General features: G+C 69.4%; 8 protein-coding genes. 7 read left to right on the top strand and 1 reads right to left on the bottom strand.

What is annotated here, in order from left to right; genetic code table 11:
• Positions 1-25: 25 nt before the first annotated feature.
• Positions 26-937, bottom strand: a complete 912-nt coding sequence (locus tag KF903_RS10850) for a type II secretion system protein N (RefSeq protein WP_291214552.1) — start codon at positions 935-937, stop codon at positions 26-28.
• Positions 938-1,377: 440 nt separating this feature from the next.
• Between KF903_RS10850 and KF903_RS10845 the strand changes: the two genes are divergently transcribed.
• From KF903_RS10845 to KF903_RS10815, 7 genes are all read left to right on the top strand, one after another.
• On the top strand, positions 1,378-2,028 hold the full coding sequence (locus tag KF903_RS10845) for a hypothetical protein (protein ID WP_291214549.1): 651 nt from the start codon (positions 1,378-1,380) through the stop codon (positions 2,026-2,028).
• Positions 2,029-2,032: 4 nt separating this feature from the next.
• Positions 2,033-2,626, top strand: a complete 594-nt coding sequence (locus KF903_RS10840; RefSeq protein WP_291214547.1) for a hypothetical protein — start codon at positions 2,033-2,035, stop codon at positions 2,624-2,626.
• A gap of 270 nt (positions 2,627-2,896) precedes the next feature.
• Entirely contained in the window at positions 2,897-3,502 is a 606-nt protein-coding gene (locus KF903_RS10835; RefSeq protein WP_291214545.1) for a hypothetical protein, read from the top strand.
• 122 nt (positions 3,503-3,624) lie between these two features.
• Positions 3,625-5,436 carry a hypothetical protein gene (locus KF903_RS10830; RefSeq protein ID WP_291214542.1) on the top strand — a complete coding sequence of 604 codons (1,812 nt, stop codon included), beginning with the start codon at positions 3,625-3,627 and terminating at the stop codon, positions 5,434-5,436.
• A gap of 186 nt (positions 5,437-5,622) precedes the next feature.
• Positions 5,623-6,192, top strand: coding sequence for an ECF-type sigma factor (locus tag KF903_RS10825; RefSeq protein ID WP_291214539.1), 570 nt, complete (start codon positions 5,623-5,625; stop codon positions 6,190-6,192).
• Between the two features lie 34 nt (positions 6,193-6,226).
• Complete coding sequence (locus tag KF903_RS10820) at positions 6,227-8,959, top strand: serine/threonine-protein kinase (protein WP_291214536.1); 2,733 nt, start codon at positions 6,227-6,229, stop codon at positions 8,957-8,959.
• A 274-nt stretch (positions 8,960-9,233) separates the two neighbouring features.
• On the top strand, positions 9,234-11,822 hold the full coding sequence (locus KF903_RS10815) for a serine/threonine-protein kinase (protein ID WP_291214533.1): 2,589 nt from the start codon (positions 9,234-9,236) through the stop codon (positions 11,820-11,822).
• Positions 11,823-11,848 lie beyond the last annotated feature (26 nt).

Below are 11,848 nucleotides of genomic sequence, written 5' to 3'. Positions count from 1 at the left end.
GTGGACAGTGTCGAGTATGCGTGGATCATTTGCTGCCGACCGTGACGTCGGTGGATTTGCCGTTGCGCAGCACGGTCAGGCGCACGCTCGTCGCACTGGCCAGGCCAGCCACGATCTGTTGGCCGCGCTCGAGCGAATCCACACGCTGGCCGTTGACCGCGGTCACCACGTCGCCCGACTGCAGGCCGGCCTGCGCGAGCAGGGTCGCATCGGCGCCGCTGGCCGATACGCGCACGCCCGCCAGACGGCCGCCGTCGAGCACCGGCACCACCTGCATGCGCCGCAGCAGTTCCTCCGGGTTGGCGCGCAAGCGCGCCAGCGTGGCCTGCAGCTCGCCGTCCGCTCGCGCCGGCGCGGCGGGAATGTTTGCCACCGGCGCAGCACTCGCCGGGGCGCCGGTCACGGTCCGACTGCCTTTGGCCATGCCGGGCGCCGGGCGCACGATGTTGCCCGGATCGGGATTGGTGTCGCGCGTGAGCCTGAGCGTTTCCTCGGCGCCGCCGCGCGACAGCACGACGTGGTCGGCGTGGATCGCGGCGAGGACGACGCCGGGCAGCACTTCATCGCCGACGCGGAACGCGCGCTCGCCGTCACCGGCACCATCGATGACGGCGACACCGGCGTTTGGATCGCGGTCGGCCAGCGTGCCGCGCAGGATGAGCCCGGTGACGGGTGAGGGCGCACCGGGCGCCGCACTGCCGGGCTGCAGCGGCGTGACACCGAACAGATGGAAGCGCGCCAGCGATGCCGGTGCGACGGCAACCGGCACGTTGCCGGCCGGCGGCGCCACGAGTTCACCCGGCGCCGACCGCGGCCACAGCGCGAGGCCGATGCGCAAGGCCAGCCACAGCCCCAGCGCCGCCAGCAGCAGGCAACTGGCCAGGGCCAGGCGCTGGGATTGGCGAAGGCGATCGAGGGTCGAGCCGGGCATGGACATGGGCGAGGCGGCGCTGCGATCGGGCAAGCGTAGCAAAAGCGCGCGGCGCAGCGACGGGTTGGACCGCAAAGTTCGCGCAGCGCAGGCGCGGTCAACACCGGCAGGGCGCCGCAAGGCGAAGCGGCACTGCGCCGCCAGCCGGAAGCGGGCGGCGCAACGCGCTGCACTTGGCGCCGTGCTTGCCGGGATTGTGCTGCGTTCCATCCCAGCCGACGGTTCTGAGCCGCCTGCGGCCGTGCAATGACTTGCGCCGCGCTTGCCGCGAGTGCGATGGCGGCGGCACCATTCGTACCTGCGAGCGATCGTGGACGCGAAAGCCCAATACGTTCCCTCCGCAATTCGATCACGCCGGAACGGTTGTCAATCCGAATGCCATTGCCCGACCCACGGTCCCGGCAGGACGCCCCATGAAGCGCCTTGCCACGGCGACCGCCCTCACGTTGCTGGCCGCTGCGTCCGCGTCCTGCGCGGCGCAGACTGACGCGTCCGCCACCGTCCACGTCGCCGCCTGCGGCCTCGAAGTCGATTTGCCGGCGGGCTACAAAATCAGCCGACCCAAACGCCAACACGGCACGCAGGATGGACAGGAAGGCCGCCAATGCGCCTTCGACGTCGTCAAGGCCAAGCCCGATCCGCCGCAACGCGGCGACTGCAAGGACAAGGACGAAGGCGGCCAACCGCCCTACGACGTGTGCGACTGGGTGATCCCGCTGCCCGGCAACGCGCGGCCAGCCGAGCGCGTGGTGCGCGCGCAGCCTGAGCGCCGGCGCAACGCCGACCCCTTCGTCCGCGGCGATGACGGCCGCTGGATGTTGCCCAATGCCCAGGCGGGCGACCAGCGCGGCGAACCCTTTGACTTCCACGGCAAACCCGCCTGGCGTGGCGAAACCATCACGCGCCCGTACTGGGTGCGCCAGCGCATCAAGGACTTCACAGGCATCTATGCAGGCTCGGGCGACACGGCCGTCACCGTGGTGCAATTCGCGCCCGACCTTTACGTGCAACTGCAAGACCCGCCCGCCGACGAACGTTCCTGCACGGTGTTCTGCCGCAACCTGCGCCTGGGCGCACGGGCGCAGGATCTGCCCTGAAGCCATGGCCGACTTTCCCTGCCACCTGTTGACCGCCGCCGGCGCCCGCTGCCAACCGCGCAGCGGTCCGACGCAGCAAGCGGCCATCACCATCGCGTTGCATCCCTTCATGCTGGACGGACAGCCCGTGGACACCCTCGTCCAGCTCGACGGCATCGCGCTGGACTTGGGCGAGCCGCGCCGGCAGGCCGGGCGCAGCCACTGCTTCCCGGTCAATCCGCTGAAGGGCTACATCGACGGCAGCATCTGCCTGCTGCACCGGCATGTACCGCTGGACGTCAGCGGGCTGTCCTTTGGCGCGCCGGATGAGCGGACCCTGCCGGCGCGGCTCACCGGCACGTTGGTCTTTTCCGCTGCGGGCATCACCACATGGAGCGACACCCCGCTGGAACTCGCCTTCGCGCTGGAGCTGCCGCCTACGCCAGCGCAGATCGACGCCGCCATCGCCGCGGCCATTGCCGCCACCGGCGCGCGCAACGTGCGCGACGCCGGGCGCGCCATGGCATGGCTGGTACGCGAGCACCCCGGTTGGGACGATCGCAGCGCCTTGCACACGCGCCTGTGCCGGCATTTGCCGGCTGCGGGAGAAGCCTCTTGATCGCCCCGGAGCAGCCTCAAGCCAGATGCCATGACAAGGTCGCGCAGACCATGAAAGCCTCGGCGCACGGCACCGCACTGCCGCCTCGTTCGGCGAGTTCTGCTCATCCTGTGTCTCGCTTGGGCCGGAACCGCCGCGGCGCAATCCTTCCAGCCCGTCACCCGCCTCGGCTGCCCAGCCGGTGAATTCATCGTCGATGCCCGCCCATGGGCCGCAAGCGAGGCCGGCAGCTCGCAGGTCGAACTACGCTACCGCTACCGCGGCGTGGCCTTGGCTGCCATCCACTACGAGGCGTACTACAGGAACCTCGGCCCCTGGCTGTGTCAGGGCCATCCACGCACTTACAACCTCGGCCTGAACCTGGACACCAGCGGCGCCAGCAAGCGCAGCGGCTACGACCGGGGCGACACCGTCTACCTGCCGCCCGATACCCTCACCCAAGCCGAGGTGGAAAACCTGTTCGACTGCCTCGTCCGCCGCCACGCGACCGCGCTGCACCGCGACTTCGAACGCGCGCAGATTGGCAGCAGCGTCTTCCTCGGCCTCATGAAAACGCGCGCCGGCACCGACCGCAACGGCGCCGCGCGCCTCGTGCACGCGGACGCGCCGCTCACCGCCGTCTACAGCGGCGGCGGGCCGCTGATCCTCGTGGAACGTGGCGGCCGCGTGCTGGTGCAGACCAATCACACCGCCAACAACGCAGCGGAAACGGTGGTCTTGGGAGCGGCCATCGGCCGTCCGGGCGCCAAGCCCGCGCTGCGCCTGCGGCGGCAGTTCACGCTGCAGGACAAGGCGTACGACGGCAAGGACTTCCTGCTCGCAACCAATACGCGCGGCCAGCGCCTGCAGGACGCCTGCGACACTCAATGGCAATGACGATTCGCAGGTTGCCGGGCAGCAGAAAAATTTTCGGCGGGCGTGTCGGATGACCCGCGGGTTTTGCGTATCCCCCAATGAAGCGGCCCGCTGGCCGTCGTTCACCAAGGGAGACAGCCACCATGCATCCGCTGCACCACGCTGCGGCCGGCGCCGCCGAGTCGCATTCCAGTTCCACTACACGCATCCGCCTCGGCGGATGGGCCACGCTGCTGCTGGCCGCCACGATGGCGGTGCCGGCCTTTGCCGATACCGGGAATTTCCGCCAAACGGCCGCGGCGGCCCAGCACCAACCCATCCACGGCGAACAAGCCAACATGCTTGCCGACATGGAATTCGAGGACAGCGAACGCGAGCGCGCCGCAATCGCCGCGCTCGGCTTCAACCCGGACGATCCTCTCGTCGTCGCCGCCTATCGTGAGGAAACCTCGGCGGACAGCCCCTACACGCCGTTCGATGCCAACAGCTACGTCGCCGACCCGGCATTCAACAGCGGCAAGTACATCGAGAACGACTTCGGCGGCAGCATCAGCTCCCCGCAAGGCTATTTCCTCGGCCGCAAGGTGGCGCGGCTCGACAACGGCGACATCGTGGTCGCGGCGATGATCAAGAATCCCGGCGGCAACCAGACCAATGGCTTCTGGAACCTCGGCCTGGCGAAATACAGCGCGGCGGGTAGCCGCAAATGCTGGACCTCACCCGGCGCTTATGGCGGCGGACAAGGCGATTGCATCTATTCATCGGCGACGCCTTGGATCGTCTACCCCAAATCCGACACGGCCTACATCAGCTGGGTCCAGGACATCAAGGTCATCGACGACTTCATCCTCGTCTCGGTCAACAGGAACTTCAACGGCACCACCGACATCGACACCCATGTCTACGTGTTCAATACCGCCGGCAAATATCTCAGCACCGCTGAGGTTTTCAACAGCGGCAACTACAACGAGATGATCGGCGGCATGGAGGTCTACCACACTGGCTTCGCACCGGAAATCACACACGTCGTCGTGACCGCAACCCAGTTCTGGCGGGACGGCAGCCAGAAGCCCAAGCCGATCTTCCGCCGCTACACGCTTAGCAGCAATGGCTTCATGACCGCAGCGACCGGCACCGTGGTGCTCAACTACAGCAGCAACTGCGACGACACCAGCGAATCCTGCGAGGCCAAGGGCATCGCGCTCGGCGAGCCAGCGCTGGTCGGCGCCTCCATCCATCCCGCGATCTTCATTGCGGTGGCGAGAAAGAAGACAGCCGACTACGACGTCATGGTCCTGCGGGTCAACCAGGACGGCGTCGCCGATCCAAGCTGGCAGACGGGATGGATGGATGCCGGCGGCATCGCCAAGGACGACGTGCCGTTCGGCATCGCGGTCAACTCCTATAACGGACTTCCCGGCAGCCCGCGCGTCCATACTGTGTACGTGGCCTCGAACTCGGCTCGCGAGTGCAAGGGCGGCATCAGCGTGGTGCGCGTGTCCACCGACTACAACAATGGCGGGAGCTATTCGCGCACGGTGTTCGGCGGATCGAGCGCACCCATCGGGACACTTTGTTCGTTTGGCTCAACCGACTACGGCAACGGCCTGACCATGCAGGCCGGCAAGCTCGCCATCGTCGGCATGCGGGTCTGGAGCCCGCCTTGCCCGATCGGCGGCACTTGTCCAGAGGATTCCGTCGACAGCACCTTCGCCCTCCTGGACAACCTCACCGTGAAGTCGTTCGAAACGTACGCCTTCGACATCGGCGCATCGCGCAGCAAGCACAGCGGCATGTACGGCGTCGTCGGCACCGGCGACGGCAAGTTCGTCATGACCGGCGACAGCCGCTACACATCTGATGCCTTGCTCCCGTCCTGGCGCGGCAAGCAGAAGGTTGCCGTACTCGGCCTGGCGCCACCAATCGACACGATTTTCAAGAACGGCTTCGATTGACCCGCGCAGCGGAAACCGCCGGGCCACCCTCCGGCAACGGAGGGTGGCCCGGCGCTGCAAGTGCGCGTCGTGCGCGATTCACGCTCGCATCCGCCAATGGCCCCGCGAAGCGATACTGCCCACCGCGCGCCACTGCGGCCATCGCAGCGCTTGGCAGCGCCACCATCGGCACGTTACCTTCGCTGCATGGGGTCTGCGACCGAAGGCAGCGTCACCAAGTGGCTGGAGCGTTGGCGCGACGGCGATCCGGCCGCGCTCGATCGCCTGTTGCCGCTCGTGTATGCCGATCTGCGCCGCATCGCCGCCAGCGTACTGCGTTCGACGCCGGGCCATGCGACGCTGCAGACCACGGCGCTCGTCCACGAAATGCTGCTGCGCCTGCTCGGCCGCGCACCGGCCGAATACGCCAGCACCACGCACCTGCTCAATGCCTCTGCGCGCATGATGCGGCAGATCCTGGTCGACCGGGCCCGCAACGCGAGCCGAACCAAGCGCGGCGGCGAATGGCGGCGCGCGGATTTCGCCGAGGTGGCGGAGCTGCAAATCCCGGACGGCACCGACCTCATCATGCTGGACCAGGCGCTGACCGAACTCGAGGCGATGGACGCGCGCATGGCGAAAGTGGTGGAGCTGCGCTACTTCATCGGCCTGGAGGTGCCGGAAGTCGCCACGATGCTCGACGTGGCCGAACGAACCGCGCAGCGCGACTGGATCGCCGCGCACGAATGGCTGCGCCAGCGGCTCGCCGACACGTGAGCCTCGCGCGGCGCGCGCGACACAGGCTGCCCGGATGAGCGAGTACAGCCTCACGGTTCTGCGCGTCGTTCGCGACGCGCTCGACGTCGAGCCGCACGAGCGCGCGCAATTCATCACCGCGCGCTGCGGCGGCGACGCCGCGCTGCAGGCGCGGGTCGAAGCGATGCTGCGCAACCTCGCCGACGCAGACGATGCGCAACCCGGCGCCGTCGATACCCTCATCGGCGGGCGACTCGGGCCGTTCCGCGTCGCCGAACGCATCGGCAAGGGCGGCACCGGCGTGGTCTATCGCGGCGTGCGCGAAGGCGCCGACTTCGCGCAGACCGTCGCCATCAAGCTGATCCGCCGCGGCTTCGACTTCGACGACGTGCAGGCGCGCTTTCTGCGCGAGCGGCGCATCCTCGCACGGCTCAACCACCCCAACCTCGCGCGCTTGATCGATGGCGGCGTCGCGCCGGACGGGCGGCCGTGGTTTGCGCTCGAGTTCGTCGACGGCGACGCGATCACGCGCTGGTGCGACGCGCAGCGGCTCGATGTGCGCCAGCGCGTGCGCCTGTTCCTCGATGTCTGCGCGGCGGTGCAGTATGCGCACGGCCAGCTCGTCGTCCACCGCGACCTGAAACCCGGCAATGTGCTGGTCGGCGGCGACGGTGTCGTGCGCCTGCTCGATTTCGGCATTGCGCGTCTGCTCGAAGGCAGCGGCGACGACGCGGCCGCGCCGCTGACCGTGGCCGGCTCCGTCTATGCGCTCACGCCCGAATACGCCGCGCCCGAGCAGTTCACGCAGGCGGCGACGGGCGTGGCGGCGGACGTCTATTCGCTCGCCGTGATCCTCTACGAGCTCATCACCGGCACGCTGCCCTACGCGCTCGATAGCCACGACCTCGCCGCCGCCCAGCGCACGGTATGCCAAACCCCAGCCGAATCGCCAACACAGGCGATCGCGCGCAGCGAGGACGGCCGACCCGACACCGCCACGCGGCTCGCCGCACGCCGCAGCAGCGCCGCCGCTTACCGCTCGACCGTGCGCGGCGATCTCGCGCGCATCCTCGACAAGGCGCTGGCCAAGGAACCCGAGCGCCGCTACGCCAGCGTGCAGGCCTTCGCCGACGACCTTTCGCGCTGGTTGGCCGGCGCGCCGGTGCGGGCGACCGGCACCTCGATGGGCTACCGCCTCGGCAAGTTCGTGCGCCGGCACCGCCTCAGCACGACGCTGGCGGTACTGGCGCTGGCCAGTCTCGTGACCGGCATTGCCGCGGTGCTGTGGCAGGCCCGCATCGCGCAACAGGAGGCGCAATCGGCGATCGTGATGAAGGACTTCGTGGTCGAACTGCTGCGCCAATCCGACATGCGCGACGAGGAGGATCGCATTTCGGTCGGCGAGCTGCTGCACAGCGGTGGTGCGCGCCTGCGCGTGTTGCCGCCGGGCAGCCCCTTGCGCCTGGAAATGCTCCGTGTCCTGCTGCACCTGCACCTGGACCTCAACGCGCAGGAGGATGGCATCGCGCTGGCGCAGGCGGAACTGGGCAGCGAGCCGAACTGGGATCTGGCGCGCACGGCCAACGGACTGGACGTGCTGACCACCTACGCCCACCTGCTCGACGGTCTGGGGCGCTCGGCTGAACGCGACCGCTTTCTGGCCCATCTGGTGCCGGCGGCGAATGCGTCGACCGACAAGGACAGCCTGGCCTGGGCCGATTCAGCCACGTACCTGGGCGTGATGAGCGACGATGCGGGCAATCTGGCGACGGGCCTACCCCTGCTCGAACAGGCCGTGGCGGCGATGCGCAAGCTGCTGCCGGCGAACGATCCGCGGCGTCAGAACAGCCAGGTGCTGCTGGCCGGCGCGCTGACCTCGGTCCGTCAGGGCGAACGGGCGCGGGAACTGACCGAGGCCACACTGGCGGCGGGCGATGACGCCTTCCCGCGCGAACGCGCCTACGTGCAGAACATGGCGGCGCTGCGGCGCGCGCTGTTCGGCGAATTCGAATCCGCCGAAACCCTGTTCGCCAGCACGCGCGACCTGCTCGACCGTTACCCGGATCGCCGCCTGCTCGGCTATTACGCCGCCACCCACGCATCCAATGCGTTCGACCTCGGCGACCTGGCCCATGCGCACGCCATGATCGAACGCGGTTTCGACCGCGCGGCGGCGCTGGATCCGCAAAACATCAGCGATACCCTATATCTGCTGCGCGGCGAACTGGCGATGGTCGAAGGCCACTGTGCCGCCGCGGCCGGGGATTATGCGCGAGCGGTGCAGGCAAACACCGAGGGCGGCGCGGCCCCCGGCATCGATGCGGTCTATGCGCAGATCCTGCGCGGCGTGGCACTGCACTGCGCCGGGGATGCGCAGGCGGCCCGCGACGACTGGCAGCAGGCCAATGCCTGGCTGTCGGGCGCAAGCGAGCCCATGGGCCATGCGCCGGCCATGCTCACCGGCGCGCAGGCCATGCTGTCCGCCGACGCAGACGCGCTCGACGCCGCCTTCGCGCAGGCCGACGCGCAACTCGCGCAAGCCCGCTCCCGACCGATCTCGGTGCACTGGCAACTGCGCGAAAACCGCGACGAGGCGCGCCTCAAGCTGTGGCACGCCCAGGCCCTGCTCGCCGCCGGGCGTACCGACCAAGCCCGCGATTGCGCCCTCAAGGCGCTGCCGGGCGCCCGCGCGAGGCTTGGCGAGCGGCACTTCTTCGTGGTCGCGCTGCAGGGCATTGCCGAGGAGCCGCAACTGGACTCCGCGCAGCCGCTGCAAGGGGAGCGATAGCCGACGTTCGGCTGCCGCAGGCCGGGCGCGCGCAGCGCGACCGGCCTGCGTGCCATGCGCATGAATTTTCCGGCCGATCCGGTCGCGCCCCCCCGGCAGCCCTGCGGGAAACGGGCTTTGCGGGAGTGCCGGAAGACCGCGCCGGGCGCCTCGCGCGGCCCTGTCCGCTGGCCGACGGATTTCACGTAACGTCGGACAAGCGGAGCCGCATCCGCACAACCGTCGCAGCGTGGTGGCGCCCAGCGCGCCCGAAGCGCCGCCACCGGGGAAGTCGATGAACGAACACGATCTCAAGGCGCTGCGCATCGCGCGCGACGCGCTCGATACCGCGCCGCAGGAGCGCGAGGATTTCGTCTCGCAGCGTTGCGGCGCGGACACGACCCTGCGCGAGCGCGTCGCCGGGCTACTGCGCGGCATCGCCGAGCGCGGCGCGATTGAAGCCTCCAGCGCGCGCGACGACGACGACATCGACGCGCTGCCCGGCACGACGCTCGGCGCGTTCCGCGTCGCCGAACGCATCGGCCGCGGCGGCATGGGCGTGGTCTATCGCGGCACGCGCGAAGGCGCGGACTTTTCGCAGGACGTGGCGCTCAAGCTGATCCGCCGCGGCTTCGATTTCGACGACATCCGCACGCGCTTCCTGCGCGAGCGTCGCATCCTCGCCCGACTCGACCATCCCAATCTCGCACGCTTCATCGACGGCGGCGTCGCGCCCGACGGCCGACCGTGGTTCGCGCTTGAGTTCGTGCGCGGCGAGCCGATCGCGCGCTGGTGCGACGCGCACGCACTCGACCTGCGTGCGCGCGTGACGCTTTTCCTCGACGTCTGCGCGGCCGTGCAGTACGCACATGCCCAGCTCGTCGTGCACCGCGACCTCAAGCCCGCCAACATCCTCGTCGATGGCGACGGCCGTGTGCGCCTGCTCGACTTCGGCCTCGCCGGTTTGCTTGCCGAGGACGAGCCGCGCGAGGCGACGACGATCGCCGGTCGCCGTGCGCTCACGCCGGAATACGCCGCGCCCGAAGTGCTGGCCGGCGAACGCCCCGGCGTCGCCGCCGACGTCTACGCGCTTGGCGTGACGCTCTACCAGTTGTTGGCGGATGCCTTGCCGCGCGAGATCGATCGCCTCGCCGGCAACCTCGCCACGGACACCGCGCACTTGCCGCTCGCGCAGGCGATCGCGCGCGATCCGGCGATGACCGCCAAGCGCCTGGCCGCACGCTCGACTTCACTGCGTGCGTTCCGTGGCGACGTGCGCGGTGACCTCGCACGCATCGTCGACAAGGCGCTCGCCGACACGCCGGGCCGCCGATACGACACCGTGCAGTCCTTCGCCGACGACCTGCGCCGCTGGCTCGCCGGCGCGCCGGTGCGCGTGTCCGGTAATGGCCTGGGCTATCGCCTCGGCAAGTTCCTGCGCCGCCATCGCGTCACCGCCGCCGCGGCCGCCGCCGTGCTGGCGACGCTGGGTGCGTTCGGGGTCTACCACGTCAAAACCTTGAACGACGGACTGGCGCGCACGACGACCGAGCGCAACCGCGCCGAGGCTTCGCTGCGCTTTCTCGAAAAACTTCTGTCCAGCCCGAATCCGCAGTTCGGCGCCGGCGCCGATCTCAAGCTCGGCGATTTCCTCAACGGCTCGGTCGCCACGCTGCGCGATGACACCACGCTCGATGCCAGCGCACGCGACGACCTGCGCGTGACGATCGCCGGCAGCCTGAAAAGCCTCGACCGCTACGACGAAGGTCTGGCCATCGCGCGCGAAGTCGCCACCTCGCGGGCGAGCGACGCCCACGGCTGGACGGCACGCGTGCGCGCCGGCGCGCTGGCCGGCGAAATCCTCGTGCTCAAGGGCGAATACGAGCCCGCGCTGGTCGAACTGGATTCCGCGCAGCAGCTCGCCGATGCACACGAGGTCGACGACCCGACCGTGCTGGCGATGCTGCTGACGGCGCAATCCATCGCCAACAACCATCTCGCGCGCTGGGAGGAGAGCGAGCGCTTCATCGACCGCGCCGTCGCGCTGCTCGAACCGATCCGCGAAGCCAAGCCCGAGCTGTATGCGAACCTGCTCGACATGGCCTCGATCCCGCGTGGCTATCCCAAGCGCGATTTCGATGGCGCCGAACGCCTGCTGCGGCAAGCGCTGGCGTTCCTCGACGCGCACGGCCTGGGCGGATCGGGCGAGTATTGGAACAGCCACGGCAACCTCGCGCAGACGCTGATGCTCGCCGGCAAGTTCGAGCAGGCCGAGCCGATGATGCTCGAAGGCATCGAACACATGCGGCAGATCTATGGTGCGAACAACCGCGAGACCTCGTTCAAGCTCTCCGACCTTGCCTTCCTCTACTACCGCTGGAACCACCTCGCCGACGCACGGCGCTGGCAGGATGAGGCGACCGCGGCGATGACGGCCGCGCTCGGCGAGACGCACCCGTTCGTCGCGCTGACGCTGAGCCATTCGGCCGACATCGCGTTCCACGCCGGCGACCTCGCCCGCGCTGCCGCGGAGGCGCGCATCGCCGCAGCGAACGCCGACGGCACCAACCGCGTCGATTTCGAGCGCCGCCGCGCGGTGTTCGGAGCGGCACTGCGCTGCGACAATGGCGACGCCAGCGCCGCCACCGACCTGCTCGCGCAAGTCGCCGAACTGCCGGATGCGCTCAATCCGCGCACGGTGCGCACGCGCGTCGCGGCAGCCACTTGCCTCGTGCGACGTGGCCGCAGCGCCGATGCGCAAAGCGTCATTGCGCCGCTCGCGCAGCACCTCGCGCAATCGCCGCCGACGGGAAAAGACCGCAACGACTTCTACCAGCCGGCATTGGAGCGCGTCCGCGCGGCCATGGCGCAAGCCGGGCATTGAGGAGCGCGCCGCGCCGCCGCATGCCG

The organism is Dokdonella sp. (assembly GCF_019634845.1).
In the GTDB taxonomy this organism is placed as follows: Bacteria; Pseudomonadota; Gammaproteobacteria; order Xanthomonadales; family Rhodanobacteraceae; genus Dokdonella_A.
This window is presented reverse-complemented; position numbering and strand designations above follow the sequence as displayed.

Coding starts and splice junctions, on each gene's coding strand:
- KF903_RS10840 (WP_291214547.1), top strand. CDS start 2,033: ATGGCCGACTTTCCCTGCCACCTGTTGACCGCCGCCGGCGCCCGCTGC.
- KF903_RS10825 (WP_291214539.1), top strand. CDS start 5,623: ATGGGGTCTGCGACCGAAGGCAGCGTCACCAAGTGGCTGGAGCGTTGG.
- KF903_RS10850 (WP_291214552.1), bottom strand. CDS start 937: ATGTCCATGCCCGGCTCGACCCTCGATCGCCTTCGCCAATCCCAGCGC.
- KF903_RS10820 (WP_291214536.1), top strand. CDS start 6,227: ATGAGCGAGTACAGCCTCACGGTTCTGCGCGTCGTTCGCGACGCGCTC.
- KF903_RS10830 (WP_291214542.1), top strand. CDS start 3,625: ATGCATCCGCTGCACCACGCTGCGGCCGGCGCCGCCGAGTCGCATTCC.
- KF903_RS10815 (WP_291214533.1), top strand. CDS start 9,234: ATGAACGAACACGATCTCAAGGCGCTGCGCATCGCGCGCGACGCGCTC.